Below are 26,615 nucleotides of genomic sequence, written 5' to 3'. Positions count from 1 at the left end.
CTTCACGCCGTTCTTGATGGCGGCGTCCTGCTTCTCGGCGATCGCGAGCGCTACTTCGGCCGGGACGTGTTCGCCGGTCTTGCTGTTGAATTCGATGATCGCGAAGGCTCCCCCCTCGGCGAACACCACGACGCTGGTTCCGTTCGGGCCATTCAGGATGCCGCCGTCGACACCGATATCGATAGGTGTGAAAGCCGCGCCCGCCTTCTGCGCCACATCATTCTTCGCCGCCGCGGCAGCGGCCGCGGCGTTCTCGCGCACGATGACCGCGGTGCTGATCTTCTCGGTCCCCGCGCCGTTGCCGTAGACGCCGGTGATTCCGTGCGGCTCCGCCTTGGAGGTCTTCAACGTCCAGTCGGAGTCGATATCGCTGGGCTTGATGAGCAGGTTCGCGTAATCGCTGGCGGCAGGTGATGCGGCCGCGCTGGTCGGCGCGACCGAGGTCCCGGTCGACGACGACTCCTGGTCCGAACTACAACCAGCGATTCCCACGGACAGCACCACTGCGGCACCGAACACCACAGCCTTCGATTTCTTCATCGGCAGATGATGACAGAGGCGCAAATCCGCCGCAAACCCTCGGAACCACTGAATGGATCAGGCTTTCGCGGTTCGGCTCGAATCCGCGGGCACGCGTCAGACAAGCAGTTTTCCGCCGTCGATGGTGATGATCTCGCCGGTGATCCAGGAACTGGCGGGTTCGGCGAGGCGGGTGATCCAGGTGCTGATGTCCGCGGTCGTGCCGACGCGTCCGGTCGGCACTGCCGCGCTCGTCGGTCACGCGAAATCAGCAGCGGATGCAGCCCAGTGAACATCATTGTCCGACAGCGTGCTTCGTGGGACGCACCCACGGGCGAGCACATCGAGCACCCGGCGCGGATCGCAGCCGTAGACCCCGGCGCCATAAGCGCTGTTGGCTTCCACGACCGCCCAGCCACGCCCCTCGATCAGACCGATGTCGACAACGACCGCGAGTGGCGTCGGCAACAACGGCTCACCGTAGAACGCCACCGGACCGCTCACGTCCCCCTCACCGACTCGCCAGCCCGACAGGCGCAACACATTCCATCCAGCACTGATCGCGGCTGCTCGCATGACGCGAGAATCCTCGGAGTAGCGCGGTGGCAAGATCAATGTGGGCACGGGCAGCGACTGTAGCCGCCGCAGATCCAGACATACCAGGACATTTCGAGCTGCGGTAGCGCTACCCGGGGCAGCACCGCCGCCAACGCGATCAAGCTTGTAAGAGAGACTTCTCGTATGAGTCTTGCAGCACGTCTGGAGCAGCTCGGCCGCCCGCTGGTCGAGGAGCAGCTTGCGCATCCGACCGTGGCGGGGATCGCGACAGGCGACCTCGCCGAGCCGGTGTTCCGCTCCTGGCTGGAGCAGGACTATCTGTTCCTGCTCGACTATGTCCGCGTCTTCTCCCGGCTCGCCTGGCAGGCGCCCGCCGCCCACCTCGGCGACCTGGTCGACCTCGCGCACGCCACTTTCCACGACGAAATCTCGCTGCACCGCGGTCTGGCCGCGGAGTTCGGTGCCGACCTCGACGGCGCCACCAAGGGCGAGCCGTGCACGAAATACACTGCGTTCCTGCTGGATTCGGCCGCGAACTACGCCGACGGCCTGGCCGCCCTCTACCCGTGCATGTGGGGCTATTCGACGCTCGGCGCGATCCTCGCGCAGAACCCTCCCGCCGACCCGCGCTACCGGCGCTGGATCGACACCTACGCCGACCCCGGCTTCGCGGCCCTCACCACCCGCTGCGCCCAGATGCTGGACGAAGCCGGCGGCGACAACGCGGAGGAGCTGTTCCTGACCGGCATGCGCCACGAACTCGCGTTCTGGGATGTGCCGGTCGGCCGCGGGTGAACTGGTAGGTCGTCCGTCGACTGGAAGGCGTGCTGATCGCTGTTCGTGGTCTGCTCATCGATGCAGCGGCTAAAGATGAGCTCAACGAAGGACCCGATCGAAGCAGACCCGGTCGGCTGCGCGCGGCGCGCCCCGAACTCAGGTGATGCGATGGCCCACCTCCCCGGTTCCGCACTCATGACGACGTCGGTCGTGACGACGGATGATCATCTTCATGTCTGCCGGGTGTGCGGCGAGATCGACATACAGACCAGGCCCTGAATTTCTGAAGGCGCTACTGGAGAGCCTGCACGCCTGCGAATCGACGTATGTCGATCTGAGCGAGGTGACGTTCTTCGGGGTTGCCGGTGCCGAAGCCCTGATCCAGGCGCGCGACGCCGCCGATCTACACCATGCTGTGCTGCGCATCGACGGATCGGCCCGCGTTCAACGGGTGCTGGAAATGCTCCGCCTCTCGGGTGATTTCGAGTTCTGCGCCTAGCCGTATCGCCGAGGACGTACCGACCGTGTCGGTCACGTATGGGTGTGTGGTTCGTCGGCGTGCCGCATCACGGCGTCCCACCAGGGTTCGAGCTTGCTCGGTTCCGGCCAGCGCAATGGCACGTCCTCATCGGCATCTCGCGTGATGGTGGGCGGCGGCGTACGCCGCTTACCCGGTCGGCTTGCGAATCTGTCGTCGTGTTGTTCGGGTGGTGTTGCTGTCATGGCGCACCTTCGAATCGCTGCCCGACGTCCGGTCTCACCGAGGCGGGCTGGATTCTCAACTCGCCGCGGCGGTATTACGCCGAGGTCGACCGCGCCCGAGAAATGCCACGAGGCCCAGGCGACGTTGCCGAAGGTCCGCGCCACCGCGAAAGCGGAGGCCGACCTGATCGATGGTAGGCGTTCAAGGTCAACGACAGGCCACGGTCGATCCGACGGCCGACGCCGCCCAGGTCAGCGGCGTACAGCCATCGAGGTGAGGGTCAGCTCCCGGCCCGCGGCAAAAGTGTCCGCAATCCCCCACCCCGCGCCACGATCTCCTGGAGAATGGAGGCGCTTCATCCCATTGATCAGCTCTGCTGGATATGAGGAGGTAGCTCTATGACCACGGCACGCGACATCATGAAGCCCGGCGCTCAGTGGATATCGCAGGACGAGACCGTCGCCAGAGCGGCGCGAGTGATGGCCGACCTCGACGTCGGATCGATCGTCATCGCCGACGAGAACGAGCGGATGGTCGGCATCATCACCGACCGCGACATCGTGGTGAAGTGCATCGCCCGGGGACACTCCCCCGAGACCACCCCAGCCCGCGATCTGTGCGAGGCCACGCCACGCTGGATCGCCGAGGACGCCGACGTCGATGAAGTACTCGATTCGATGGAAGTCCATCGAATCAAGCGTCTGCCGGTGATCGACGGCAACAAGCGGATGGTCGGGATGATCAGCGAGTCCGACCTGGCCAGGCATCTGGACGACGAATCTCTCGGTGACTTCGTCACGGCCATCTACGGAAGGCCCTGAGCCGCAAGCCGTACCCGTGTCGAATCGCAGTCCGCACCAGGACGGGCGGCGCGGGCCGGCGGCGGTGCGCTCGCGGTAGGTGATATCGCGCGGGGAGGTGTTCGGAGAGCGACCGTTCTCCGAACACCTCGGTCCGGGTCGCCGTCCGCGTCGGGTCGCTCCATTCATGAACGTCGAGGCGCTAGCGACGGCGGGTTCCAGGAGGCATACATCTGTGTAGGAGCGACGACCTCGACCCCGGTGACGATTATGGTCAACGGAGTGATGCTGGGGGCAGCCCATTTACGCTGAAGCCAACCAACGGCGCCAACGGCGTCAATTACGGCGTCAACGTCGAACTCAACCTGGCGGCCGGCGACCAGCGCATCGTCGCCTCGCAGAAGAATGCGAACGGCACGACCAGCCAGCAGTTCACCGACGTCAGATCCAGCGCCACCACTGGAAGTTCCTCCTTCACCCCGAACCGGATCCAAACGATCCTGAACGGCTTTCAAACCGGCAGCACCGGCGGCCACACCGTGACGTTCGGCGTGAACTAGACGAGCGATCCCGGCCTTCGGACAGCGAATATCACGGCCGCACAGCATATTTTGGTGCGCCATCAGGTTCTCGACTACGCGTTCGAGCGCCAGAAGCACTTCAGCGGCTGACACCGGGGGCGCAGATGAACGGACCAGCCCGGAGCAGGTCGCAGACCACCAATTCGACGACGTTCCAGTACATGTCACTCGAGCCCTGGCTCACCGAGAACCCCACATCACCGCCGAGGGCGCGTTCGAACGATCCGGTTTCGGCCACAACAGGCGAGACGGGTCCTTCGGCAGCGACGGGTCCTTCGACCGCGGGCTGCAGTTCCAGGGGCGCGGCGCCAGCGGTTCCGGCCGCAGCGGCGGTGATCAGGCATCCGGCCGCAGCGGCGAGAATGCGTTGGCGGGCAGCGGCTTTCATGGACGCTCCTCATTTTCGTGATGTCGATGCCACCCTACGCATGTCTGAAGCATCAGAGTTTCAAGTCTTCTGCCCCTACTTCTGTGGTCGGCACTACAGACCAGCGCACTGCCTCCACGCCGGCTGGAGCTACGTCGAGTCACCCGGGGAACGTGGTGCGGACATCCGAACTGACCTTGCGATGGAGAAGCCCGTCCGATCCCGTGCTGGAGCCCTCCCCGCGCTGGCGAACTACATCGAGCGCACGAATACCGGTCCCGACCTTGACGTCTTCGGGTATACGGCATCGCTGTGGGCGCAGAACCCGGGTACAGCGCACGTGTCTATGGCGGTTCACGCGGGCAGTACCTCGCGCTACACGGTGAACTCCGTCGTACTCGCCTTCCGGTCACGCGAGATCGACGAGAACACGCGGGTGATCCGGCGCGCTCCACGGATGCTGCGTCTGCTCGCGGAGCATTGGGAGATCGATGCCGGACAGGTCTACGACAGGCATCAGCACCGCGCCGTGGCCGAACGGTTCGACCTGGCCAACAGCGACCCCCGCTGCGGGCGTGCGGTCTTCCTCTCCGCTCGCCGAGCGGCCCTCGCACCCGGAGCGCTGCCCGCGAGCTACGTCCGCACCGCACACGATGGACTGGTCATCGACCTCACCGGGGACGGCACGCAGTACCCGGCCATCGAGACGATCTTCGAAGCGAACACCCGACTGCGCGCCGCCGGGGCCTTGGAAAAGCTCCCGATCCCGTTCGACCGCGCCACGTTCTGACACCCGCGCCCGCTCTCACCCCGCCGATGCTCGGGACGGGTCCACTCGCCCCGAGCATCGGCCTGACACTCAATTGCTCGGCGGGAACTGCCCCTTCGCCACCACCTTGCCACCCGAGAGGGTGAAGGTCACCACGCTGGGGCCGCCGGTCGGGCAGCACAGGGCGTCATCGGATTTCGCCCACTTGTACTGCACCGAGACGGTATTCGCGGCCTTTCCGATGACCTGGGTGTAGCCGTAGGGCTTGGACGTCGCGGTACCCAGGTAGGTGCCGTTGGTGAAGAACAGGACATGGGTGTACGGGTGAATATTGCCCGCTTCCACCGTCATCCATGTCAGTACGCCATCGCAGCCCGCCGAGATCGGGTCTTCGCTCGCATACGGATTGCCCCATGTGCCGTTCCCGGCCGGGGCGAGACTCTTGATCGCCGAATTGGCGAGCCCGGAATTGGGGTCGAAGCACATTCCGTGGCCGCTGCCGTTGGGTGCCGAACTGGTGGTCACCGGGACGATCGTGGACTGCGGCGTGTCGGTCGCAACACTGGTGGCAGGTGCGGCCTGCGGCGAATTGGCTTCGCCCGCGGCTGGATTGCCGCCCTGGCTGTCCGGGGCCTGGACAGGCGGCGGAACCGGCTGGTTGCCCTGCGCCGCTACGGTCGTCGCCTGGGATGCGGCCACTGTCGTGGTCGCTGTCGCCGCCGAGGTCGACGAGTTGCCGGAGCATCCGCTCGCGGCCGCCACCAGGGTGGTGGCGAACACGGCGAACAGCACAGATCTGGCCTTCATATTTCTCCTCGCATCGACACGTCATCCCCGACTTCCATCCAAATGGAAGGACAAACTGGTCATCGGGCCAGATCGGGGTGGCGTTATCGGAGCGCTTGCGGGCCGGATGCCCCAAAAATTCGGGGCGCGAGGGCAATTCGACTATCCCCTCGATCGCACCATGCCAGATTCCTCACCTGCCGAACGTTGGAGCACACCCACGACACGACACACGGCCGACCTGTATCCAGCGCTCAGCGGCAGTAGCGGATGTTCTCGAGGTGGCTTCAGTCGGCGTTGACGACTGGCTCTGTTGCTGTGCGGCGAATTTCGACCGCTACTCTGCCAGGGGCTTCGAGCATCGGTACGTGGCCGACATCGGGCAGCATGACCACCCGGCGATTGTCTGACGGTGTGACCAGTTCCGCACCGAAGCGCGCGGGTGGGATCACGCGGTCACGGGCGCAGAAGACGATCGTGGTCGGCGCGCTGATCCGGTCGAGAATCTCCAGCGCGGTGTCAGTCGGCCATATCGCGTTGATGTCTCGCGCTGTGCAGAATCCCGCCGATTGCATGGCGATCGCAGCCAGATCGGGGGCGACGAGTCCTGGCCGATGACAGAACGTGCGCATCGTGGCGACCTGGCCGATGGCGGCCAATGCCGGGTTCGCGAAACCCCTCGACAGCGGTGCGAGGAATGCGCCGAGCCGGAACTTCAGTCGGAGCCGGTCGGCGTGACGGCTGCCGCGCGACCACAGCCCCGCCGAGGCGACGGCGGTCACACTGCGTGCCCGGCCACGCCGGGCGAGCTCGAGCGCAATCCACCCTCCCAGGGAATTGCCAGCGATGTGTGCTGTCTCCCAACCAGTCTCGTCCATCAGCGTTTCGAAATGGTCGGCCCCTGCGGCAATGGTCAGCGGTCGATCGCCGACCGGGCCACCCCAGTGGAACGGGAGGGTCGGTGCAAGAATGTCGAACTCGTTCGACAACTCATCGATCACCCCGCTCCAGCAATGCCATGTCTGCGTGAACGCGTGAAGAAGCAAAAGTGGTTCACCTGAACCCCTCCTGCAGAGCTTCGCTGGTGTCGCCGACGAGTTCGCCGCATCATTCATGCGCGCCCCCACCCCTCCCCTTCTCCCCCAACATGATTCAAAGTCGCGACCTACCTCAGCACTCCACCGAGTCAAGCCTTGGGACGAGATTACGAAGAAGCTCGGGGCGATGTCTACTACCAAGCGTAGTTTAAGGTTTCCCGGCCTCGTTGAGTGTGGGGTTCAGGGGTTTCGGAGGCCGGAGTACACGGCGGCTGGGACGACCGCCAGTGCGAGGGCACCACCGGTGAGTGCCAGCGTCGGATAGCTGGTAGCGGCGACCATGAGTCCGGAGCTCATGCCGCCGGTGGTTCCGGCGATGGCGATGGATACGTCTACCGCGCCTTGGGTTTTCGCCCGAGAGGCCAGCGTGACGGTATCGGTGATGATCGCGGTGCCCGCGACGAGTCCGAGGTTCCAACCCAGCCCGAGCAGGGCCAGTGCCAGCGCGAGCAGGGTGACCCGGTCGCCGGGTGCGAGGCCAGCGAGTATGCCTGCGACGAGCAGCGTGATACCGGACGCTGCGGCGACGGGCAGGCAGCCGTAGCGGTCGACGAGCCATCCGGTCAACGGAGAGGGCAGATACATGGCGCCGACGTGGACGGCGATCACCGCCCCAGCGGCGGCCGTGTCGTGGCCGTGCGCGAGCATGTGGACCGGCGTCATCGTCATGATCGCCACCATCACCAGTTGCGTGAGCGCCATCAGGAATCCACCGGCGGCAATCGCCTTGCCGGAACCGTCAGCAGACGAGTTCTCCGTGGTACTCGGCGCTGCAACGGAGTCCGTCGCGCCGATCTGTCGCGCCAACAGCAGTGGGTCCGGGCGCAGCCATACCGCCAGCACCAGCGCGGCCACGCCGTAGGCCAGCGCGGCGAGCAGGAACGGCCCTGCCAAATAGGGAATTCCCACGGCGCGAGCCAGTGTGCCTGTCGGGGCGGCCAGATTGGGACCGACGACACCACCGAGAGTGGTGGCCACCAGTACTGTCGATACGGCACGGCCGCGGTGCGAGGCTGTGGCCAGATCGGCTCCGGCATAACGCGCTTGCAGGTTCGTGGCGGTGCCCGCGCCGTAGACGACCAACGCGACGAACAGCATCACCGGGCTATCCGCGACGGCGGCACCAACAACACCGAGGCTGCCGATCGCGCCGGTGAAGTAGCCCGCGGCCAGGCCGGCGCGGCGGCCGCGGGACTGGGACAGCCGCCCCACGGCGACGGCGGCGAGCGCGGAGCCCGCGGTGAACAGAGCGCTGGGTAGGCCGGCCAGGCTGGTGGAACCGAGCATGTCCTCGGCCAGCAGTGCGCCGACGGTGATACCGGCGGCCAGTCCGGCGCCACTGAGGATCTGCGCGGATACCAGCACAGTCAGAACACGACGTTGGGCGCGGACAGCTTCGGGAAGGTAAGGGCTGGAGATGGTGGCGGCGCTGTGTGACACAAATCTTTCCTGTAGTCGATGGCCCGGGCGCGCTCTGGTGGAGTGACCGGGCGAGGGATCAGGAGCGAATGCTCCAGCGAGCCAACCAGTCTCACTCCTGCTGTTCCTTGTCCCAGTGGTATGCCACCGCCAGCTCTCGCAGGTTCACCTGCAAGACGGGTGGCGCCGTCTCTAACGGGAGACCTTCGTAGTCGAGGTGGGGGGTGACCATCAAGGCGGCCGGTCTGCCCCAGCCGGGGCCGCGAGGGTTGTTTCGAGACCTGTGCGGAATCCGACGCTGGTCGGGACCTGCCTGCCCGGCAGAGTGAACAACACTGTTAGTGCGCGTAAATCGCCGGGCGGTGCTGGTGCCAAGGGAATCGCCGTTCGAGGTCGGCGGCCAGGGTCAGCAGGGTGGCTTCGTCGCCGTAGGGAGCGACGAATTGCACGCCGATCGGCCAGCCCTCGGCCGAGCGGGCCAGGGGCAGAGAGATCGCTGGATTGCCGGTGGCGTTGAACAGGGCCGTGAAGGGCGCGAAGTCGAAGATCTTGCGGTACCACTCGTGCGCGGTCAAGTTCGCGTCGTCGGCGTCGAGGTGACCGAGAGGGAGATTCGGGCTGGCGGTAGTCGGGGTGAGGTAGAGGTCGTAATCGGTGAGCAGTCGAGCGACCTCGCGGCGCGCGCAGTTGAAAGTCTCCTCGACGACGTACAAGTCGTCCGCGGTCCTGGTGGCGCCGTAGGCGACGCAGGCGCGGGTGGTGGCTTCAAGGTGTTCGGCTCCGGGGTCGACGCCCAGCGCCTTGGCCGCGGTGGTGACGGTATGGGCGAGGAAACTGCACCAGGCATCGAGATTGGCGTGATTGAACGCCTCGGTGTCGATGCGCGGAGTTGCTTCCTCGACGCGATGGCCCATCGAAGCCAACTGGTCGGCCACGCGGCGGACCGCGTCGGCGCAGGCGGGATCAGCCTGGGAGAGCTCGCCTGCGACCGCGATGCGCAGTGCGCGCGGCGGGCGCGAGATCAGTGCGCGGTAGCTCGCCGACTCGGCGGGAAACAGATACTTGTCGCCGGGTTCGCTGCCGTGCACGGCGTCGAGCACCGCCGCACAGTCGCGGACAGTGCGCGTGACTGCGAACTCCGCGCCCATGCCGAGCAGAGGATCGGCGTAGTCGGGACCGGCGGAGACGCGGCCGCGGCTCGGTTTGAGCCCGACCAGCCCACACGCCGCGGCCGGAATGCGGATGGAGCCACCGCCGTCGTTGGCATGGGCCAGCGGCAGCGCTCCGGCCGCGACCAACGCCGCGGCGCCACCGCTGGATCCGCCCGCTGTGCGGGTCGGATCCCACGGGTTGCGCGTGGGTGCGCCGTAGGCGAGAGCTTCGGTGGTGGCGTTGAAACCGAGCTCGGGAGAGGTGGTCACCGCCATCATCGCCAGACCGGCTCGACGGAAGCGGGCCATCAACGCCGTATCGTCGGCGTACATCACGCCGGGGCCGAACAACCGGCTACCGTTGCGCTGTGGCACGCCGGCCGCGTGAATGATCAAGTCCTTGAAAGCGGAGGGCACCCCCGCGAACGGGCCGGACGCGTCGTAGGCCAGGGGCCGCTCGAACACCTCGCCGACGACCGCGCCGAGCTCGGGATCGACCTGCGTGATCGCGGCCGCGGCCGCAGCTTGCACCTCGGCTGCGCTGACCTCGCCTTCGTTGATCAGCTGGGCCAGCTCTGTGGCGTCCCGCCTGGCGTAATCGGCGATATCCATCGAAACTCTCCTGGTTCGTTGTGATTGTTGTGGGAGAAGCTAGGACGGGGCGGGCAGCGCGGCATCCGTTGATCGACGGACGCGGCGAAACGGTGACTGTGCATCCGTGGTAGGCGTCGGCGGATCGGGTTGTCCTGGCCGACGCCATACTGTGGACGTGGTTGGTACACCCGGTCGAGATCTGCAACCCGCTGCCGCGGTCCGAGTGCGAGCCGCTATCACGGCGGCCACACCGGACCGATCGGGCCTGGGACGTGTGCTGTTCGAGCTGTCGCGAGTCGTCGCCTATCAGCACGCCGCACTGTCGCGGTGGGACCCGGTCGCCCGGGTCCACATCACGGCGGCCAGCGTCGGATACCCCCAAGCGGCGCTCGAGGTCACCAACAATTGCCTGCCCACGCATCCCTTGTTCGCCCGGCTCCGGAACGACCAGATACCGATGCGACTATGCGAGGTACCGGCGGAGGTACGTCACGGTCCGATCTTCGACGGGGTAATCGTCCCGCTCGGCTATCAGGAAGGCCTGACCCAGCCGTTGTTCGCCGCCGACGGCCGCTACGTCGGCATGCTCAATATGAGCACCACCACGCACACACCCTTTCCCACGACGTCGGTGACAGCACTCGCACTGCTGGCAGACGTGGTCGGTGCGGCCATAGATCCTTGCCGCGGCATCGCAGTGCCGGCCGATCAGGAGGAATCGGTAGTCATCGTCACCGCGAGCGGAACCGTACATCCGGTGACAGGGCCCGCCACAACGCACCCGTTCGTACCCGGCAGCGCCGGCATCGAACTCGCTTGGGCGGTCGCCGCGTCCGGTCGACCCAGCGACCATCTGCTGCTCGACAGCGACGTCGTATACCGGACGCGGATGCAGGCGGCGCGATCCGGCGGGACCCTGGTCGCATATCGCCGCGTCGATCCACCTCGCGGCCTCACGCCCCGTGAGCTCGTCGTGCTCGCGCTACTTCCACAAGGTGGATCCAACGCCAACCTCGCCACCGAGCTGCGGGTCGAACCCTCCACCGTCGCCACTCACATCGAACGCATCCTGCGAAAACTCCACGTGCCCAACCGCACCGCCGCCGCGGCCACCGCAGCCCGCTGGGGACTGACCGTGAACTACCACAACTCCGGTCCCGCCTGCGCGGGAATGCAAAAAGACAACGACTCTGTCGCACATTCTTTTCTGCGTGATCAAGCCTGAATCCACCGATGGGGATTTCGTGCTGGTTCGTGCGCGTTGAACGCGTGGACCAGCACGAACGGCCATCGGCCGGTGGTGCGCAACGGCTACCACGCCGAGCGTGAGGTGCTGACCGCGGCGGGCGCGGTGCCGGTGCAGGCGCCACGCGTGAACGATAAGCGTGTGGATGCGGAAACCGCTGAACGCCAACGGTTTTCCTCGGCGATCCTGCCAGGCTTGGTGCCGCCGGTCACCGCAACGGCCGCGACGTCCGATTGACCTCGGAGCCGGTGGAGGTCGTACACAAGGAGATGGCCGCGGCCGCCGACGGCAAGGACCTCTGGCTGATGGGCGGCGGCGAGCTGGTCGGGCAATTCGCCGATCAGGGATTGCTGGACGAAATCATCGTATCCATCGCCCCTGTCACGCTGGGCGCGGGCGCACCCCTGCTCCCCCGCCGTCTCGAGCTGAAGACCGAGGAAGTCGCCCACAACGGCGAATTCGCCTGCGTGCGTTACTCGGTCGTGCGCTGACAGTGCTCGGAAGACAATGCCAACTTCGAGGATCGCCTACGCGTGCCTCGCCCCCAACGAAACGGCTCCGCGCCCAGTTCTCACCGGCTCGGTGGCTGCCGAGCGGTATTCCAAGGTGGTTGCCGAGTGAGGTTGGGTCCGCACCCGAGGTTCACCGGTGGGTACCAGACACCTGTCGTGGCCCAGACCTCGGTGTCGGCGGGGCGCCGGATGGTTACCGAATCCGGGGTGTGGGTCAGCTCGGCCGGGACCGTGAAAGGTTAGAACGACTTTCGTTTCGTGAGGGAAGTCGTAGTGCGTGCCTTCCGGATCTTCCGGTGAATCGATCGCGACCAGGCGAAGGCCCCCTCTCGACACTCAGTCCATTTGCCCGTTTCGGGCCGTATGATCAAGAATGGAATCGAGCACCACGCGCTACTCCCGATTATCGCGTTGGAAATTCTTCACCGAAATCGGTTTTGTACCTGGCTACACGCTCCTTCACCGGCACCCCGAACCTGCGCTCACCCTGCTGCGTTCACTCGCGCAGAACACGGAGGATCCGCGCCATGGCCCGCTACCGGCCTCTGATCGCCCGCTATCCCGAAGCGTTCGGTCATCATGCCGCGACGCTGTTGCCCGACCTCGGAGGTGCCCGATGACGGCCGGCGCTGAACCGACCTTGCGGATCCCGACCATGGCCCAACTGCTCTCGGTGCTGGCCGAGGCCGCCGAACTCGAACATGGGGTGATGTGCGGCTACCTGTACGCGGCGTTCGGGCTACGCACAGATCCGGCAGGGGGCCTGCCACATCGGCAAGCCGAAGCGGTACGGCGCTGGCGCGATGTGCTGATCAGCATCGCTATCGAGGAGATGGTTCACCTCGCGCTGGTGTCCAACCTGATGGTCGCACTCGGAGCCCACCCCCACTTCGGTCGGCAGAACTTCCCCGTTCCACCCGGCTGTCACCCTGCCGATATTCGGCTGGCCCTGGCGGGATTCGACCTCGAGACGCTCGACCACCTGATCTTCCTGGAACGGCCCTTCGGCAGCACCGTCACCGACCCGCCGGCATTCGGCGGGGGTCCCGACTATCTCCGCGGCACGGCCGCCGGCCGGTTCTTCCCGGCCGGCCAGGACTATCCGACCATCGGCGACCTCTACCAGGCCATTGCACGATCACTGGCCGACCTGGCGTCTTCCCAGGGCGAGAACGTCCTGTTCTGTGGGGGATCCGCGGCCCAGGTCGGCCCCGATGTCGTCGCCTTGCCCGGCCTCATCTCGATCACGAACCTCGCCGAGGCGACCGTGGCCATCGACACCATCATCACCCAAGGCGAAGGCGGACCGGCCTACGGCGATCACAACCACTTCGCGCGGCTACAAGCCCTGCGGACCGAATACCAGCAGATCCTCGCCGAGGACCCGGCATTCACTCCGTCATGGCCGGTTGCCACCAATCCGGTGATGCGCCGCCCGCCCGAACCCGCGGGCAAGATCTATATCGACGCGCCCGACGCCGCCGCCGTCAACGACGCCGGCAACGCCGTCTACACCCTGATGCTGTGCTGCCTCAACCAGGCTTACGGCCGACCCGCCGACAGCGACCCCACCGACAAATTGGCGCTGATCGATACTGCGATCAGCATGATGGGCATCATCAGCACACTCGGAACGGCTCTGGCGCGGCTGCCCGCCTCCACGACACACCCAGGAATCAACGCCGGACTCACCTTCGAGGCGCCGCGCGCGCTGCGCCCGCTACTCAACGGTCCCTCCGAATGGCGCATCCTGACGTTGGCGCTACACCAGCTCGCCGACAGAATCTCCCAACTACCAGCCGTCACCGACCCGGCCGCGATCGCAGCGCGTCTCTGTGCACATGCCAACCCCTTTGCTCGACGTGCCGGCTGAGAACCACGAGTCTTCGGCCGGCCGCAGCCGCTGAATAGGGCGTTCGAATTCGTTTGGCCTCCAAGGCTGTTGGGCGTATGACGTTGCCGATGTGGGGACGGGACGGGCGGCGCAGGCCCGCGCTGTTCGAGCCGAGGTGCTGCCAGTAGCCCTTGTCCTGGAACATGGTGGTGGGCTGGCGATTGTCCCGGTTGGCCCATTCCTTATCAAACCGAACTGGACCATGAGCGCCCAGATTTCCGCAAATCGTATGTGCGACAGACTGATTCACTCGATAGCAAGAATTGCGGCTGGCGGCGACTCGCCTCATGGCAAGCACATCCGGCCCAGGAGCGGCGCAGCGCGAGCGGTTCGTGACGCATAGCATTCGGGGCATGCGTGGTGGCGGCTGGTTTCGTGTCGTGGTGTGCTTGGCCGTGCTCGGGAGTACCAGCGGGTGTATCGGGGCGGTGGATCGGGGGGAATTCGAGAACGAGGTTCGGGCGCGTGGGGGTGGATTGGTGAGTGCGTTGGCGCAGGGGGCGGTCGCCGCGTTGGGGCAGCGGATCGGGGCGAGCGATCCGGAGGTGAATGTCATGCTGTTGACGGCGCCGAACTCGACTCAGTTCCGGATGGTGGTGAACGACCAGCCTGCCCAGGTGACGAAGTTCTTCGACGGGGGCGATTTCACCGCGCGCGAACCGACTGTTCGGTTGCGGGTCCGGCCGCCCGGACAGTCTCGTGTGATGGATGACTACTCGTTCACGCTCGGCGATCTGAGTGACCCTCGGCCGGTGCGGGTTTCCTCCTTCGACGACCTGGACAGCCAGAACTTCAGGGTCAGCGAGGTGCCGGGGCTCTCGCGGATCGAAGACATCGTGGACACGGCACGGGCGCGCAGTGCGATCCCCGACGGGCAGGTCACCGCTGTTCTGGTGAGCCGCTTCGGGCGGGACATCCGCATGGTGGCCAATGTCGTGTCCGCGCGCTCGGAGGTGGTCGTCGAGTTCGACCGCGCCGGCGTGTTCCTGCGAGCCCAGCAGGTGTAGGCGATGGCCCGTGTGATGGCAGCCCTGTCGACCGGCCTCGTCATCGGCGCTTTCAGCATCGTCGTGCCCGTCGCCATCTGGCCCGGCGAAGCGAAACTCACCGCTGCCCTGTTCTGTTCGGCCCCGGCCACCGAACCCATGGTCGTCTCCGACACCTTCCACGACTCCGACGGCACGTCCACCAACTACACCCTGTACTGCGTCGGCGACCACGGCATTCTCACCGACGAAGGCTTCGTCCTCCCCATGGCGGTGATGCTCACCGCCCACGTCCTGATCGTCACGGCCGTGGTACTGCTCGCCGCCGCGTTCCGCAGGAAGGCGGAGCCCGTGGACGACCAGCCCGCCGGCCCGGAAGACGCCATCGAACTCTGACCCTTGTCCTGGCGCGGCATCAGGAGAACCTGCGGGCCTTGGTGGCCAGAGCGGCCCGGCCCCGAGGGGTGATGCGGTAGCGACCTCGAGGGCGGCTGGGGGTGATCAGTCCTCGGGATTCGAGGTGGGACAGGGCGGTTCGGGTGCGGTGGCCCGTGAGGGTGGCCGACTGCTGGATCTGCGGGGCGGTGAGGGTGCGGTCCGGGTAAAGGGCGTTGAGGACCGCGATCTCGGCGGGGGTCATGTGGTCACCTCGGGTCGTGGGTGCGGTGGCGGCCGGTGGGATGGCCGGGCGGGCACGGGATGTCGAGGTGGCCGCCGCCGGTCAGGGACAAGCGGAGAGTGTCGGTGCGGGACTCACGCCACAGGCGGTAGGAGTCCACGGCGGTGCGGGCGGTGATCACGGCGCAGAGGGCGATGATCGCGAGCAGGGCCCATGCGTCCCAGGGCATTTCGGCCTCCTTTTCGATGACATTTCGAAATTCGGTGTGGCGCGCCGAATCCCAGTAGACATCAGGCAGGGGCGATTGGCACCATCGAAGAGCGCAATTCCACCGAGATTGTTGGACATCCAGATTGGCCTATTCCAGTACGGCGCTCCCCAGATAGCGAGGCTAACAAAATGGCTGGATCGACACTTCCACGCAGGGCACTTGGGCGCACTCTGCGCAGCTTCCGGTTGCGTGCCAGTAAAGGACAATTCGTCGCGGGTCGGCACGTCGACATGTCGCCGCAGAGCATCAGCCGAATGGAAGATGGTCAGCGGGTCAAAATATCTACGTCTCAAATACGTGACTTACTCGAGTTCTATGGCATCGCGAATCCGAGCCAAGAACGCGATGACCTGCTCGCACTGTGGGACGAGGTGAAGCAGCAGGATCTGGTGTCGAGGGCGCTGGGAACGTCCAAGGGGTGGTGGCGGTCGTACAGCGACCAATTCACACCGCACTTCGATCACTATCTGAACCTGGAGACGGCCGCCAATCACCTCACGACCCACCAACTCGTCATGGTCCACGGGCTACTGCAGACGTCCGAATACCGGCGCAGCCTGATCAAGGCGACACACCCGGACCTTTCGAATGTCGATGTCGAGCGCCGACTCGAGCTCGCCGCGAAGAGGCAGGAACGCCTCAACGACAAGAACTTTCGATTGGAGGCCATCCTGTCTGAGGCAACACTGAAGCATCAGCCTGGCGGACTCGCCGCCATGGTCGAGCAACTGCTGCACTTGGCCGAGATCGGCGCACGCGAGAACGTGTCCATTCGTGTAGTGCCGTTCGGCGTCGGCGCGCATGCCGGTCTCGCGCTCCAGTCGTTCGGACTGCTCGAATTCCCGCCCTTCGCAAACCATCTCAATGAACCACCGGTGGTCTACGTCGAAGGCTCCGTCGGCGCACTCTACTTGGACCAGGAGCAGGTGATCGTCCGCTTCCAGCAAGCGATCACAGATCTCCGGCGAGTAGCGTTGAGCGAAGACGACACCAGGGAGCTGCTGTCGGCCACCGCGAAGGAGTACGCGAAGTGATCAACAATCTGCGCGACGCCGAATGGTTCAAGTCCTCCAGGTCCGCCGATGCATCGGAGTGCGTCGAGGTCGCCTTCGCCGACCGGTCAAGGATCGTCGGGGTGCGGGATTCCAAGGATCCGGGTGGGCCGGTGCTCGTGTTCTCCGGGGAGCAGTGGGATCGGTTCCTGGGCAGTGGGGTCTGGCGGCGTTAGTCGAGGCGGTGGACTCCGTGCTCGGTTACTGTGCGGGGGATGAGCATCGAGTTTCTGTTGACGACGCTTGTCATTGTGGCGACGCCGGGTACCGGGGTGCTGTTCACGCTGGCCGCGGGGTTGGCGCGGGGAGTGCGGGCCAGTGTGATCGCGGCGTTCGGGTGCACGTTGGGGATCGTGCCGCATATGGTGGCGGCCATCACCGGGCTGGCTGCGCTGCTCAATGCCAGTGCGGTGGCGTTTCAGACGTTGAAGTACCTGGGCGTGGCGTATCTGCTCTACATGGCGTGGAATACGCTGCGGGACAAGGAAGTTCTCGCCATCTCGGAGGAGAGTTCCGAGGCCGCGCCCACCGCCGGGCGGGTGATCGCGTCCGCCGTTCTGCTCAATGTGCTGAACCCGAAGCTGACGATCTTCTTCTTCGCGTTCCTGCCGCAGTTCGTGCCGAACGGTTCGACCGGCGCCACCATGCGCATGCTCGAACTGAGCGGGCTGTTCATGCTCGCGACCTTCGTGGTGTTCGCCGGGTACGGCGCCTTCGCGGCGGGGGTGCGCAGCCGCGTCATTTCCCGTCCGACGGTCATGACGTGGATGCGCCGCGTGTTCGGGGTCTCGTTCATCGCACTCGCGGGACGGCTGGCCGTGCAGAACCAGTAGGCCTGCCCGGCCTCGAGGTGGAGGCAGATATCACCATCTGGAAATTTGCCCGGGTCGCTGAGCATTTGCCATGGTGGAGGTAGCCCCTATCAGGGGCCCGGACGAGGGAGCCGTACCCGGCGTGCGACAAGACGGCCTTCGGAGGTAGTCATGTCTTGGCTGGTGTTGGTGGTGTCCGGGGTTTTCGAAGCCGTGTGGGCTACCGCGCTCGGGAAGTCGGAGGGGTTCACCCGGCTGGGACCCAGCGCAGTGTTCGGAGTGGGGCTCGTCGTGAGCATGGCCGGGCTGGCCTATGCGATGCGCGGACTGCCTGTGGGGACCGCTTACGCGGTGTGGGTGGGGATCGGGGCCGTCTTGACGGTCGTGTACTCGATGGCCACCGGGGAGGCCGCTGTCAGTGCGATCAAGGTTCTGCTGCTCGGTGGGATCGTGGCGTGCGTGATCGGGTTGAAGTTGGTCGGATAGACGGCTATTTGGCGGGGGTCAGTTTCACCGCGTCGACTGGGACGGCGGGGACCGATTGGACCGTCTGGGTTTTGGCGGTGGGGTCGGGGAGTTGGAGTCGCCAGTCGTCGGAAACCCACACGACGGTCTGAGTGGACGCGGTGATGCTGGCGTCGGAGTAAGTGGCGTAGACGGTGAGGTCGGCGCGGTCGGGGGTGTAGGCGGTGAGCTTGTATGCGGCGATGTGGGGGGCCACGGTCTGATTGGCGGGGGCGGTGATCGAGATCTGGGCGCGGGCCAGGACCCAGGAATCCTTGGCGGCGCCGGGAATCAGGGAGATCGCGGCCACCTGCGGCCAGACGCCGTCGGGAGCCAGGGACAGGCGAGTGCTGTGGTTGATGGCGGCCAAGGCCGCGCCCTGGGGGGTGTGGGTGTAGCCGGCGGCGGTGGTGCCGAGTTTGCTGGGGCCGTCGTGGCCGCCGATCGGGAGTTGGACACCCTGGTAGTTTTCCCAGCGCACGTCGGCGGGCGGACGGGACGGATCTGCCGCCGTGGTAGTCGATTTGGTGGCGGGTTCATCGCCTAGACCGCAGGCGGAGACGGTGACGGCGGTCGCCGCGACGAGCAGGGCCGCCACAGTGGCGGTGAAAGTTTGCGCGTGGTGTGCTGAATTGGCGCGCACGATGATTCCTCCCGTAGAACCCGAGAACGGTCGAGAAGCGTTGCGGGGACGCGAGTTCGGCGGCCCGCGCGGTCGGGCTCACTCTATGACGCGAGCGGGCACGGTGGCGGGTCTAGCAGTGTTGATCGGTTCGGTTTAACAATTCGTCACTCCTGTCACGGAACCGGTTGCGGGGACCCACGATCCGGGTAACATCAGGGCCGCAACATGATCATCGCAGGTGGTGGGGTTGATGATGGATCATCGGGACCTGGTTCCGGTGGGCCGCCTGTGTCATCTGCCAGTGGTGCGTAATGCCCTGGCGTTCGGGGGAATCGGGTCGCGAGCCCGCTGCTGTCCGTTCGGGGAAGGGGAACCGGGGAGATGAAGACCAAACGAACGTCGATCCTGCTGTCCATGCTGCCCATCGCGCTGGTCGCGGGCCAAGGGGTCGCCGTCGCGGCGCCGGGGCAACCGGGGCTCGCCGTGCCCGGAGACGGGCAGCCGGGATTGAGCACCCAGCCCGCGCCTCCCAGCGCTGCGGATTGGATTCCGGACCCGCCTCCCCCGCCTGCGAATCGGCCACGCCCCAAGCAGCAGACGACACCGTCTCCGCAGCAGAACACGATCATCCAGCCGCAGGCCACCCAGCCACAGACCGAGACATCGCCCCAGGAAGCCCAGCCCCAGGCTGAGCAACCCGACGCAACCGCGCCCGCAGTAATGCCTGCGAGCCCACATGATCTGCGGCTTGGCACGACCACGGTGCAGATTCCCGACTTCGTGGACGCCAGGACGCGGGACAAGCTGCAGGCGGACCTCGACGGCGTGGAGTGGCAAATCGCCGCCCAGTACGACCGATTGGGCTTCTCCCGAGAAGATTCCGATCGCATGGCCGGTTCGACCATGATCGGCGGAGGACTCGGTGGCTACGGCGGCATGATCGTCGGTGCAGCCGCAGGGTCGATCGGTTGTGCCGTAGGCGGCGCTGTCGGGGCGCTCGCCGGTGGCCTGATCGCATCGATCCCCACCGCAGGGGTTGGCCTTCCCGCTGGTGTCGCGGTCGGTGGCGTGAGTGGATGCCTGATTGGCATCATGCCCGCGGCAGTCGTCGGTGTTGGCGTCGGTGCAGCTGCGGGAGCAGTCATCGGTGGTATCGCCGGGGCCGTGAGTGTCGCCGGAGCGCCACATGCCGTCGCACAGGAAGCACCGCTCGCGGCTTCAGCTCCGATCGACGGAGTGGATCCGGCAGCGGGTTCGCCTGGGGTGCAGCCGGTTTCGGTTTTGATCGGGGTGCCCGCGCCGATCGCGCAAATGCTCGCGCCCGCGTTGCACCACCTCGGGGCGGTGATCGAGCAGGTCGCGCCGATGGCGCAAGGGGCGGCTCCGGTTGTGCAGCAGGTCGCTACGGCGTTCGAGCAGGTTGCGCCCGTGGCGCAGCAGGCGGTGCCCGCGGTGCAGGAGGTCGGGGCCGCGATCGAGCAGCAGGTGGTTCCGGTCGCGCAGGGGGTGGCTCCGGTGATGGAGCAGCCGGTGGTGCAGGCCGCGCCGGTGGTGCAGCAGGTGGTGGCCGATGCGGGGCAGCAGGTCGTCGCGGCGGTGCCGCAGGCCGCGCCCGTGGTGGAGCAGGTGGTGGAAGGCGTGAACGCGCAAGTCGATTCGTTCCGGGCCGCGGTGGCGCAGATGCCCGCGATCACCCCGGAAGCCTTCATCGCCGCCCTGCAGCCCGCCCCGCCGGGCGCGTGACCGCAACGACACGGATGACGCCGTGACCGCAGACAACAACGCCGGCAGCGACTCCACCCCCGGCCCCCTACCCGCCCAGCCAGAACTCCCCGCCGCCCAGCCCGAACCCCGCGCCACCCAGGCCGAACCCCGCGCCGCCGACCCGGCCGCCGCGGCGCACCACCGCGAGCCCGGCCCGGACCAGCCGGACGGCGATTTCCTGCGACTCGAACCCAGCGCGCCCGAACCCCCACCGGCCGAAATCCCACCGGCCGCGGCCACGCAGGCGAGCGGGCACGCAGCCGCGTCTACGCGGCGGGTGCCCAAGCCTGGCGCGTCGCGGCATCGACGCGAAGAAACTCCGGGCGAGGATCTGGAGCCGGTGACCGAACCTGCGGTCCGTGGGGGTTCGGTAGCGGGTGAAGGGGTTCGGCGGCCGGTGATGCCGAAGATCGTGCCGGTCGGGGCCGCGCCGGAGGCGGCGACGCAGCCGGTGGAGGTGGCGGGGTGGGCCTCGTGGCTGACGGAAGGGGCCGCCGCCGAGCCGGTTTCGGCGGGGCGGGATTCCGGGTGGGACGACGAGTGGCGGGCCGTGGAGGATCTGCGGGCCGAGGATCCGATGGCGGCGCTGGTGGACGAGGCGCGGCGGCGGTCGGTGCAGACGCAGCGGCGAATGCGGATCCGGGCTCGCGCCATCGCGATTGCCGGGGTTTCGCTGGCGCTCGTGGTCGTGGCGGGCGTGGCGTGGCTGGTGTCGTCGGCCGGGGATTCGAATGAGCCGCAAGCCGTTCCAGGGAACAGTGCGGGGAGCACGCCCGGGGGGACGGCGGGGACGAGCACGGCGAGCGGGAATCAGCCGGGGCTGGCCGTGTGGTGCCGAGAGACGGATACGCCGCAGCGGGTGAGCGGGGCCGGGGCCGGGAACCTCACCAGCGGGCCCGGGGTGATCATGCGGCTCGAATACGCGTGGTACGTGCTGCGAGACGCGGCGGCGGTGCGGTCGGTGCTCAGCGCCGACGCCCGGGTCGCGCCGGAACAGGCCACGCGCGACGCGATCTCGGCGACGCCGGCCGGGACCCAGCACTGCGTGACCATCACCGAGGCCGATGCCGACCGGTGGAACGTCAGCGTCGACGAGAAGCATCCCGACGGCACCCAGACCTCGTGGCAGCAGGTCATCACCACCGCCACCCGCGACGGGCGCACCACCATCACCTCGATCATCGCCGGAAGCCGGTGAGCCATGGTCGATATCGACGACCGGCTCCGGCCACCGGCCGGCCACGGCGGCGACGGGGAGTCGTACGAGAGTGATCTGATGCGGCCCGGCCCCGCCGGGTCACCCACCGACGCGGTGCCATTGCACGGCGGGCGGGGACGGCTCGTGCGGGCCGCTGTTCCCGCGGCGCTGGTGCTGGGCGGATCCGGCGCGTCGGGCGCCAGCACCACCGCGCTCGGATTGGCCGCCGCGGCCGCGGTGGACAGCGACGGCGACGTGTGGCCGGTCGTGGTGGACGCCACGCTCGGCGGCGGGGACGTGGCCTTGCGGGGCTGCGATACCGCCGCACCGGTGAGCTCACTCCAGAATTGGCTCGGCACCCGCGATCCGGGGACGGCCGCCAGTGTCGGGGCCTGCTCGGGGCAGACCTCCACCGGCGTGCGGGTGCTGACGCGGACGCCGGAACCGTTGCCGCGCAGGGAATCCCTGACCTCGGTGGCCAGATATCTCGAAAACGCCGGGCTGCTGGGTGTTTTCGACGCGGGCGCGCCGGTCACCAGCCGGTTGGCCGCTCCCCTGCTGTCGGATCCCCGCGTCGGGCTGGTGATCACCGTGGCCGCGCGGCCCGACGCCATCAACCGCCTGCAACCCGCGCTGGCCTGGCTGGATGAGAACTTCAGCGAGTTCGTCGTCGGCGACGCCGTCATCGTGCTCACCGAACAGGTGCCCGGCTCCGCCGCCACCGTCATCGACCATGTGCGCACCCACCTGGGCTCCTGGGTGCGCGCCGTCGTGCAGATCCCCTTCGACCTGCACCTCGCCACCGGCGGCCCCATCTCCTGGCACCGGCTCGCCGCCGAAACCCGCGACGCCTACCTCACCCTGCTGGGAGCGCTGCGATGACCAGCACCCAGCTCCCGGGCGCCGCGACTCCCGGACCGTCCGCCGCGTGGCAGCCACGCGGCGCGGGAGCCTGGCGAACCGGTACCGCCGACGACCGGAGCCCGGCGCAAGCCCCGGACCCCATAAGCGACGCGCCACGAGCGGACCCGGGCCGGGAGAACCCGACGGTCCCGCACGGCGCGAACCCGACAGACCCGCACGGCCCGAACCCGACAGACCCGCACAGCGCGAACCCGACAGACCCGCACCGTCCGAACCCGACAGACCCGCACGCCGCAACTCCCACGGATCCGAAGAGCCCGGACCGAACGGTTCCCGGTAGCGCGGGCCTCACGACTCCGAGCAACGCGGGCACAGCCGATTCGGACGGTGCGGAGCACCTACCGCCCAGCGGCGTCGGCGAGCGATCACGCGGCCGGGACATGCTTTTCGAGGCCATAGACCAGAATCCGCCGACTCCGGCCGTGCCGCCCGTGGCGATGTGGCATCGGGCCGTACCGAACCGCCCGCCGCGTCCACCCCTGCTGTGGCTGGTCGGCGTGCACGGTGGGGCGGGAGTCAGCAGTCTCGCGGCCAGTCTGCGCTGGGCCGGGGATGCCGGGCAGCGGTGGCCCGCGCGGATCGGGGCGGGCGCGGATATGGATTCGCCGCTGGTGGTGCTGGTCGGGCGGAGTCATCTGCGCGGGGTGAACGCGCTGCACCGGGCGCTGCTGGCGCATCAGGCGCGGGCGACGCCCGCCGGGAGCTCGGTCGTCGGCGTGCTGACGGTGGCGGATTCGGCTCGGCCGCTACCGGTTCCGGTCGCGCAACGGCGCGAGGAGATGGAAGGACTGGCCATCGAGCTGGGCGCCCGCACCTGGCGGCTCGGGTGGCTCGAACAATGGCGGGCGCTGGAACCCTACGAGATGGCGGCCTGGGATCCCGCCGCCGGAGTCTCGCCGATGGAAGAAGGCGATCCCACCCGCACTCCCCCGCAACCGGTTCGGCTCCTGGCCGAGCAGATCCTCACCGCGGCACGCATAGCCGGGACCCGGATCACCGAACGCGCGCAACACGGCGCGGACCCAGTCGGCCCATAACCTGAACGAGGTGCGTCGTGCATCGACAACTGCTGTCCACCCGATGGTTCCGAAGCGCGGCGCTGCTCACCGCCGCCGTCTGCGTGGTGGGGACCGCGGCCGCCGGGCCCGGCGTGTTCGACCTCGCCGTGGCCCACGGCGGCCCGCCCGACACCACGGTGCCCATCGACAAATGCCCGGCCCTGTACGCGCTCGGCATCCAGGGCACCGGCGAATCCTCCCCCGACGCCGCCGTCACCACCGACACCGGGATGCTGTCGGAAGTGTTCCGGCCCATGATGGCCGACGCCGGGGACGAGCTCGTCGACCGCGCCTACGTACCCTACGAGGCCTCCTTCGGCGGCGTCGTCGCCGTCTCCAAGACCACCTACAGCCAGTCGGTGACCGGCGGGCTGGAACGCCTGCGGTCCATGGCGAAACAGATCACCGACCGGTGCCCGAACACGCGGCTCGCCATCGCCGGATACTCGCAGGGCGCGCACGTGGCCTCGGTGTTCGCGCAGGAAGTCGGGGCCGGCAAGGGAACCGTGCCCGCGGAGAAGGTCGCGGCCGTCGCCTTGTTCGGCGACCCGAACCGCAATGCCAACGCGCCGCTGTTCCCCGGCAAACCGGATCAGAAGCTGCCCACCGCCGCACCCGGAACCGACGGGAAAACGGTTGCCGGGCTGGGTGATCCGCCCGCCACCAAGACCGCCTCCGGCGCGGGCATCGCACCCGATAGCGGCACGCTGGAGAACTTCGGCTCGCTGGTCGGGCGGGTCGCCGAATTCTGCACCGAAGGCGACCTGGCCTGCGACACCCCCGTCGGCGCGCCGCTGGTGCGGACCGTCGCCAATATCGCCGGGCAGGTGGAGCTTTCGGCCGGGGACCCGATCGGATCACTGAAGTCGATCGCGGAGGCGCTGGCGTTCACCTCCATCAAGACCGCCACTTCCGTGGTGAACAAGGACGTGTCGGGGACCTCGCTCACCGATATGTCGTATCAGCCGCAGAAATCCATCTCGCAGCGCATCGCCGACGCGTCCAACCCCAATACCCAGGTCGATATCCCGGGCGCGTTCCAAGCGCTGCTCAAGGTCGGCACCATCGCCATCAACTCCATCGTGGCCGTGGTGAAAGACATTCTCACGCCGGGCAATATCGCCGAGATCGCCACCGCCGGGCTCGCCAATCCGATCGCCGGACTGGCCGTGTTCGGGGCCAAACTGGTCGGGGCCGCCGCCAACCTGGTGCCGCCCACCACCATCAGCAGGCTCACCACGCAGGCGTTCTCCGCGGTCACCCAGAACGTCACCGACAACAAGGATCTGCTCGACATCACCACGTGGGTGCGGTACTGGGACACCGCGCAGAAGCACGACTACACCCACGCCCAGGGCGCGGGATTCGGGGCCAGCCCGACCGACTGGGTGGGACGGTGGTTCGCGGCCGTCGCGCATGATCTGTCGGGGGCCGCGACGCCCGGGGCCACGCCGCGCGGCGGTAGCGACAAGCCCAGCGTGGGAATGGATTTCGCGGGCACCACCACCGCGACCACCACGGTCGCCCCGGGTGGGCAGTTCCCGCTCGGCGGGGCCACGACCACGCCCTCGAACGGTGCGGCCACCACCTTGCCGAGCGGCGTGCTCACCACGACGCCGAGCAGCGGGGCTCCGCTGATCCCCGATCTCATCCCGCAGGCGACGCCATGAGCACCACCGAATCAGGGTCGCGGACAACGGGTCCGGGCGCGGAACCGCCCACCCCCGCGACCGAGGGCGCGTACACCGGCAGCTGGGCGGACTGGATCACCGGCGCGAGCGGGCCGCCGCCGCGCGACGAGTATGCGGGGTCGACACGCGGCCACGACGTCTACAACGCGTACGACGACGACCCCGACGACGGATACGACGAGTTCTACGACGACGAGACCGGGGACTACGAGGCCGCGGAGTACGAGGCACGGCACCGGGCCGAACACAGCACGACCGACAACCGATCGGCCCATGGACGATCCGATGCCTGGACCGCGGACGACGCCGCCCCTGCCGGGACCGGCGACGGGCCCTCGCATGCGAGGGCCTCGGAGCCACAGACCTGGGAAAACGAACCTGCCTCGCGGTACCGGGCGGCGCACCCGGCCACATCGGTTCACCAGCCGACCTCGCACCCGACCACGTCGGCACACGAGCCGACCTCGCACCCGGCGGCGTCGGCACACCAGCCGTCCTCACACCCGACACCGTCGTCCCGCGAGGCCGCCGCGCACCGCACCCGGACCGCACACGATTCCCCCCGCGCCCAAGCGGTGTACGACTCCTTGCGGGATCGGGCGTCCAGCGACTTCACCCCGCCCCGCCAGCGCGGATCCTCGGAATGGGGGTTCCCGGACGAACGCCGGCCGCTGAAGCGAGCGCCCCACCCGACCCGATCGGGTCCACGGTTCCGGTTCCCCGCCACCGGCGAACGCGGGTGGGCGGTCCCGGCGCTGGGCGCACTCGCCGCGATCGTGGTGACGGCGGCGATCGTCGTGCAGATCGCCAAGGTCGGCCAAGGCGACGACCAGCGCGCGAAAGCCGCGGCCACCACGCCCGCGGCGGCCCCGGTCGCCAGCGCTCCCGCCACGACCGCCGCCACCGATCAACCCGCGTCCGGGCTGCCCGCCAACCTGTGCCCCAACGAAGCCAAGGGCGGCACCGTCCGCGGCAACGGACCGGGCAGTACGCGGTCCGGGCCGGAGGCGATCCTCGCACTCCAGAACCGGTATTACGTCGACCGATCCGGCAAGGCCGTGCGCGAGATGTACGCCCCCGACGCGCCCGCGCCGTCCATCGAGCAGATCCAGGCGGGCATCGACTCCATCCCGGTCGGCACCACCTACTGCGTGCAGATCATGCCGGGGCCGTTCGACGGACAGCACATCATGGTCGTGACCGAGCAGCATCCCGACGCCACCAAACGCACCTGGGCCCCGCAGCTGGTCATGACCACCCAGTTCGGCGGGGCGACCCTCATCTCGGCGCTGGTCCCGATGAGCGAGGACACCCCGAAATAGCCGGTACGGCCCGGTA

General features: G+C 67.6%; 32 protein-coding genes, 1 pseudogene and 1 riboswitch. Of the genes and pseudogenes, 20 read left to right on the top strand and 13 right to left on the bottom strand.

The window, feature by feature from the left end; genetic code table 11:
- The 3 genes from ACFV4K_RS10900 to ACFV4K_RS10890 form a co-directional block, all read right to left on the bottom strand.
- Positions 1-540, bottom strand: a 540-nt coding sequence (locus tag ACFV4K_RS10900; protein WP_379273921.1) for a hypothetical protein, incomplete at its 3' end; no start/stop codon positions are given.
- A gap of 96 nt (positions 541-636) precedes the next feature.
- Positions 637-762 (bottom strand): SDR family oxidoreductase, encoded by a 126-nt coding sequence (locus tag ACFV4K_RS10895; RefSeq protein ID WP_379273920.1) that lies wholly within the window; start codon positions 760-762, stop codon positions 637-639.
- 15 nt (positions 763-777) lie between these two features.
- On the bottom strand, positions 778-1,143 hold the full coding sequence (locus tag ACFV4K_RS10890; RefSeq protein ID WP_379273919.1) for a hypothetical protein: 366 nt from the start codon (positions 1,141-1,143) through the stop codon (positions 778-780).
- Between the two features lie 117 nt (positions 1,144-1,260).
- Between ACFV4K_RS10890 and ACFV4K_RS10885 the strand changes: the two genes are divergently transcribed.
- Both ACFV4K_RS10885 and ACFV4K_RS10880 read left to right on the top strand, forming a co-directional pair.
- Complete coding sequence (locus tag ACFV4K_RS10885; protein ID WP_379273918.1) at positions 1,261-1,872, top strand: TenA family protein; 612 nt, start codon at positions 1,261-1,263, stop codon at positions 1,870-1,872.
- 202 nt (positions 1,873-2,074) lie between these two features.
- Positions 2,075-2,353: an STAS domain-containing protein gene (locus ACFV4K_RS10880; RefSeq protein ID WP_379273917.1), complete on the top strand. Its 279-nt coding sequence runs from the start codon at positions 2,075-2,077 to the stop codon at positions 2,351-2,353.
- Between the two features lie 32 nt (positions 2,354-2,385).
- On the opposite strand, the gene ACFV4K_RS10875 is transcribed toward ACFV4K_RS10880, so the two are convergent.
- Entirely contained in the window at positions 2,386-2,577 is a 192-nt protein-coding gene (locus ACFV4K_RS10875; RefSeq protein ID WP_379273916.1) for a hypothetical protein, read from the bottom strand.
- A 378-nt stretch (positions 2,578-2,955) separates the two neighbouring features.
- Here ACFV4K_RS10875 and ACFV4K_RS10870 point away from each other — a divergent pair, with 378 nt between their 5' ends.
- Positions 2,956-3,378, top strand: coding sequence for a CBS domain-containing protein (locus ACFV4K_RS10870; RefSeq protein WP_379273915.1), 423 nt, complete (start codon positions 2,956-2,958; stop codon positions 3,376-3,378).
- 164 nt (positions 3,379-3,542) lie between these two features.
- Here the strand turns inward: ACFV4K_RS10870 and ACFV4K_RS10865 are convergent, their stop codons facing one another.
- Entirely contained in the window at positions 3,543-4,016 is a 474-nt protein-coding gene (locus ACFV4K_RS10865; protein WP_379273914.1) for a hypothetical protein, read from the bottom strand.
- 1 nt (position 4,017) lies between these two features.
- The gene (locus ACFV4K_RS10860; protein ID WP_379273913.1) at positions 4,018-4,326 is read right to left on the bottom strand and encodes a hypothetical protein; all 309 of its coding nucleotides are present in this window, start codon (positions 4,324-4,326) and stop codon (positions 4,018-4,020) included.
- A 325-nt stretch (positions 4,327-4,651) separates the two neighbouring features.
- Between ACFV4K_RS10860 and ACFV4K_RS10855 the strand changes: the two genes are divergently transcribed.
- Positions 4,652-5,095: a hypothetical protein gene (locus ACFV4K_RS10855; RefSeq protein WP_379273912.1), complete on the top strand. Its 444-nt coding sequence runs from the start codon at positions 4,652-4,654 to the stop codon at positions 5,093-5,095.
- A gap of 69 nt (positions 5,096-5,164) precedes the next feature.
- Here the strand turns inward: ACFV4K_RS10855 and ACFV4K_RS10850 are convergent, their stop codons facing one another.
- From ACFV4K_RS10850 to ACFV4K_RS10835, 4 genes are all read right to left on the bottom strand, one after another.
- Positions 5,165-5,881 carry an LppP/LprE family lipoprotein gene (locus ACFV4K_RS10850; RefSeq protein WP_379273911.1) on the bottom strand — a complete coding sequence of 239 codons (717 nt, stop codon included), beginning with the start codon at positions 5,879-5,881 and terminating at the stop codon, positions 5,165-5,167.
- Positions 5,882-6,147: 266 nt separating this feature from the next.
- Positions 6,148-6,975, bottom strand: coding sequence for an alpha/beta fold hydrolase (locus ACFV4K_RS10845; RefSeq protein WP_379273910.1), 828 nt, complete (start codon positions 6,973-6,975; stop codon positions 6,148-6,150).
- A gap of 162 nt (positions 6,976-7,137) precedes the next feature.
- Positions 7,138-8,328, bottom strand: a complete 1,191-nt coding sequence (locus ACFV4K_RS10840; protein WP_379273923.1) for an MFS transporter — start codon at positions 8,326-8,328, stop codon at positions 7,138-7,140.
- Between the two features lie 386 nt (positions 8,329-8,714).
- Complete coding sequence (locus tag ACFV4K_RS10835; RefSeq protein WP_379273909.1) at positions 8,715-10,139, bottom strand: amidase; 1,425 nt, start codon at positions 10,137-10,139, stop codon at positions 8,715-8,717.
- A gap of 406 nt (positions 10,140-10,545) precedes the next feature.
- On the opposite strand from ACFV4K_RS10835, the gene ACFV4K_RS10830 reads away from it, so the two are divergent.
- The 6 genes and pseudogenes from ACFV4K_RS10830 to ACFV4K_RS10805 all read left to right on the top strand — a co-directional run bounded on the left by ACFV4K_RS10830 (position 10,546) and on the right by ACFV4K_RS10805 (position 15,155).
- Positions 10,546-11,346: a LuxR C-terminal-related transcriptional regulator gene (locus ACFV4K_RS10830; RefSeq protein WP_379273908.1), complete on the top strand. Its 801-nt coding sequence runs from the start codon at positions 10,546-10,548 to the stop codon at positions 11,344-11,346.
- Positions 11,347-11,403: 57 nt separating this feature from the next.
- Positions 11,404-11,584, top strand: a pseudogene (locus ACFV4K_RS10825) (IS256 family transposase); the annotation flags it as partial.
- A 31-nt stretch (positions 11,585-11,615) separates the two neighbouring features.
- The gene (locus tag ACFV4K_RS10820; protein ID WP_379273922.1) at positions 11,616-11,858 is read left to right on the top strand and encodes a dihydrofolate reductase family protein; all 243 of its coding nucleotides are present in this window, start codon (positions 11,616-11,618) and stop codon (positions 11,856-11,858) included.
- Positions 11,859-12,552: 694 nt separating this feature from the next.
- Positions 12,553-13,752, top strand: a complete 1,200-nt coding sequence (locus tag ACFV4K_RS10815; protein ID WP_379273907.1) for a ferritin-like domain-containing protein — start codon at positions 12,553-12,555, stop codon at positions 13,750-13,752.
- Between the two features lie 284 nt (positions 13,753-14,036).
- The gene (locus ACFV4K_RS10810) at positions 14,037-14,780 is read left to right on the top strand and encodes a hypothetical protein (RefSeq protein ID WP_379273905.1); all 744 of its coding nucleotides are present in this window, start codon (positions 14,037-14,039) and stop codon (positions 14,778-14,780) included.
- Positions 14,781-14,783: 3 nt separating this feature from the next.
- Positions 14,784-15,155 (top strand): hypothetical protein, encoded by a 372-nt coding sequence (locus ACFV4K_RS10805; protein ID WP_379273903.1) that lies wholly within the window; start codon positions 14,784-14,786, stop codon positions 15,153-15,155.
- A 19-nt stretch (positions 15,156-15,174) separates the two neighbouring features.
- Here ACFV4K_RS10805 and ACFV4K_RS10800 read toward each other — a convergent pair whose 3' ends face one another.
- A complete protein-coding gene (locus ACFV4K_RS10800; RefSeq protein ID WP_379273901.1) occupies positions 15,175-15,399 on the bottom strand; it encodes a hypothetical protein in 225 nt (74 codons plus the stop codon).
- A gap of 4 nt (positions 15,400-15,403) precedes the next feature.
- A complete protein-coding gene (locus ACFV4K_RS10795) occupies positions 15,404-15,607 on the bottom strand; it encodes a hypothetical protein (RefSeq protein WP_379273899.1) in 204 nt (67 codons plus the stop codon).
- A gap of 170 nt (positions 15,608-15,777) precedes the next feature.
- Between ACFV4K_RS10795 and ACFV4K_RS10790 the strand changes: the two genes are divergently transcribed.
- The 4 genes from ACFV4K_RS10790 to ACFV4K_RS10775 all read left to right on the top strand — a co-directional run bounded on the left by ACFV4K_RS10790 (position 15,778) and on the right by ACFV4K_RS10775 (position 17,999).
- The gene (locus tag ACFV4K_RS10790) at positions 15,778-16,683 is read left to right on the top strand and encodes a helix-turn-helix domain-containing protein (RefSeq protein ID WP_379273897.1); all 906 of its coding nucleotides are present in this window, start codon (positions 15,778-15,780) and stop codon (positions 16,681-16,683) included.
- Positions 16,680-16,877, top strand: coding sequence for a DUF397 domain-containing protein (locus tag ACFV4K_RS10785; protein ID WP_379273895.1), 198 nt, complete (start codon positions 16,680-16,682; stop codon positions 16,875-16,877). Before ACFV4K_RS10790 ends, ACFV4K_RS10785 begins: the two co-directional genes overlap by 4 nt.
- A gap of 39 nt (positions 16,878-16,916) precedes the next feature.
- Positions 16,917-17,534 carry a LysE family translocator gene (locus tag ACFV4K_RS10780; protein ID WP_379273893.1) on the top strand — a complete coding sequence of 206 codons (618 nt, stop codon included), beginning with the start codon at positions 16,917-16,919 and terminating at the stop codon, positions 17,532-17,534.
- Positions 17,535-17,611: 77 nt separating this feature from the next.
- A riboswitch (guanidine-III (ykkC-III) riboswitch) is annotated at positions 17,612-17,675 on the top strand.
- Between the two features lie 9 nt (positions 17,676-17,684).
- Positions 17,685-17,999 carry a DMT family transporter gene (locus ACFV4K_RS10775; RefSeq protein ID WP_379273891.1) on the top strand — a complete coding sequence of 105 codons (315 nt, stop codon included), beginning with the start codon at positions 17,685-17,687 and terminating at the stop codon, positions 17,997-17,999.
- A 4-nt stretch (positions 18,000-18,003) separates the two neighbouring features.
- Here ACFV4K_RS10775 and ACFV4K_RS10770 read toward each other — a convergent pair whose 3' ends face one another.
- Positions 18,004-18,660, bottom strand: coding sequence for a hypothetical protein (locus ACFV4K_RS10770; RefSeq protein ID WP_379273889.1), 657 nt, complete (start codon positions 18,658-18,660; stop codon positions 18,004-18,006).
- A gap of 363 nt (positions 18,661-19,023) precedes the next feature.
- Between ACFV4K_RS10770 and ACFV4K_RS10765 the strand changes: the two genes are divergently transcribed.
- From ACFV4K_RS10765 to ACFV4K_RS10740, 6 genes are all read left to right on the top strand, one after another.
- Positions 19,024-20,385: a hypothetical protein gene (locus ACFV4K_RS10765; RefSeq protein WP_379273888.1), complete on the top strand. Its 1,362-nt coding sequence runs from the start codon at positions 19,024-19,026 to the stop codon at positions 20,383-20,385.
- Positions 20,386-20,407: 22 nt separating this feature from the next.
- Positions 20,408-21,604: a hypothetical protein gene (locus ACFV4K_RS10760; protein WP_379273886.1), complete on the top strand. Its 1,197-nt coding sequence runs from the start codon at positions 20,408-20,410 to the stop codon at positions 21,602-21,604.
- A 3-nt stretch (positions 21,605-21,607) separates the two neighbouring features.
- Positions 21,608-22,486, top strand: coding sequence for a MinD/ParA family protein (locus ACFV4K_RS10755; protein WP_379273884.1), 879 nt, complete (start codon positions 21,608-21,610; stop codon positions 22,484-22,486).
- Between the two features lie 422 nt (positions 22,487-22,908).
- Positions 22,909-23,565 (top strand): hypothetical protein, encoded by a 657-nt coding sequence (locus tag ACFV4K_RS10750; protein ID WP_379273883.1) that lies wholly within the window; start codon positions 22,909-22,911, stop codon positions 23,563-23,565.
- Positions 23,566-23,582: 17 nt separating this feature from the next.
- Complete coding sequence (locus ACFV4K_RS10745) at positions 23,583-25,256, top strand: cutinase family protein (RefSeq protein ID WP_379273881.1); 1,674 nt, start codon at positions 23,583-23,585, stop codon at positions 25,254-25,256.
- Positions 25,253-26,599, top strand: a complete 1,347-nt coding sequence (locus ACFV4K_RS10740; RefSeq protein WP_379273879.1) for a hypothetical protein — start codon at positions 25,253-25,255, stop codon at positions 26,597-26,599. The genes ACFV4K_RS10745 and ACFV4K_RS10740 overlap by 4 nt, the downstream gene beginning before the upstream one ends.
- The last annotated feature ends 16 nt before the right edge of the window (positions 26,600-26,615 follow it).

The organism is Nocardia sp. NPDC059764 (assembly GCF_042732555.1).
Classification (GTDB): Bacteria; Actinomycetota; Actinomycetes; order Mycobacteriales; family Mycobacteriaceae; genus Nocardia.
The sequence above is the reverse complement of the archived record's forward strand: the minus strand, read 5'-3'. Positions and strand labels throughout refer to the sequence as shown.

Bases quoted from the DNA above. Each gene is read 5' to 3' on its own strand.
- ACFV4K_RS10885 (WP_379273918.1), top strand. From the start codon at position 1,261: ATGAGTCTTGCAGCACGTCTGGAGCAGCTCGGCCGCCCGCTGGTCGAG.
- ACFV4K_RS10880 (WP_379273917.1), top strand. From the start codon at position 2,075: ATGATCATCTTCATGTCTGCCGGGTGTGCGGCGAGATCGACATACAGA.
- ACFV4K_RS10875 (WP_379273916.1), bottom strand. From the start codon at position 2,577: ATGACAGCAACACCACCCGAACAACACGACGACAGATTCGCAAGCCGA.
- ACFV4K_RS10870 (WP_379273915.1), top strand. From the start codon at position 2,956: ATGACCACGGCACGCGACATCATGAAGCCCGGCGCTCAGTGGATATCG.
- ACFV4K_RS10860 (WP_379273913.1), bottom strand. From the start codon at position 4,326: ATGAAAGCCGCTGCCCGCCAACGCATTCTCGCCGCTGCGGCCGGATGC.
- ACFV4K_RS10855 (WP_379273912.1), top strand. From the start codon at position 4,652: ATGGCGGTTCACGCGGGCAGTACCTCGCGCTACACGGTGAACTCCGTC.
- ACFV4K_RS10850 (WP_379273911.1), bottom strand. From the start codon at position 5,881: ATGAAGGCCAGATCTGTGCTGTTCGCCGTGTTCGCCACCACCCTGGTG.
- ACFV4K_RS10845 (WP_379273910.1), bottom strand. From the start codon at position 6,975: ATGAATGATGCGGCGAACTCGTCGGCGACACCAGCGAAGCTCTGCAGG.
- ACFV4K_RS10835 (WP_379273909.1), bottom strand. From the start codon at position 10,139: ATGGATATCGCCGATTACGCCAGGCGGGACGCCACAGAGCTGGCCCAG.
- ACFV4K_RS10805 (WP_379273903.1), top strand. From the start codon at position 14,784: ATGGCCCGTGTGATGGCAGCCCTGTCGACCGGCCTCGTCATCGGCGCT.
- ACFV4K_RS10800 (WP_379273901.1), bottom strand. From the start codon at position 15,399: ATGACCCCCGCCGAGATCGCGGTCCTCAACGCCCTTTACCCGGACCGC.
- ACFV4K_RS10795 (WP_379273899.1), bottom strand. From the start codon at position 15,607: ATGCCCTGGGACGCATGGGCCCTGCTCGCGATCATCGCCCTCTGCGCC.
- ACFV4K_RS10790 (WP_379273897.1), top strand. From the start codon at position 15,778: ATGGCTGGATCGACACTTCCACGCAGGGCACTTGGGCGCACTCTGCGC.
- ACFV4K_RS10780 (WP_379273893.1), top strand. From the start codon at position 16,917: ATGAGCATCGAGTTTCTGTTGACGACGCTTGTCATTGTGGCGACGCCG.
- ACFV4K_RS10775 (WP_379273891.1), top strand. From the start codon at position 17,685: ATGTCTTGGCTGGTGTTGGTGGTGTCCGGGGTTTTCGAAGCCGTGTGG.
- ACFV4K_RS10765 (WP_379273888.1), top strand. From the start codon at position 19,024: ATGAAGACCAAACGAACGTCGATCCTGCTGTCCATGCTGCCCATCGCG.
- ACFV4K_RS10755 (WP_379273884.1), top strand. From the start codon at position 21,608: ATGGTCGATATCGACGACCGGCTCCGGCCACCGGCCGGCCACGGCGGC.
- ACFV4K_RS10750 (WP_379273883.1), top strand. From the start codon at position 22,909: ATGCTTTTCGAGGCCATAGACCAGAATCCGCCGACTCCGGCCGTGCCG.
- ACFV4K_RS10740 (WP_379273879.1), top strand. From the start codon at position 25,253: ATGAGCACCACCGAATCAGGGTCGCGGACAACGGGTCCGGGCGCGGAA.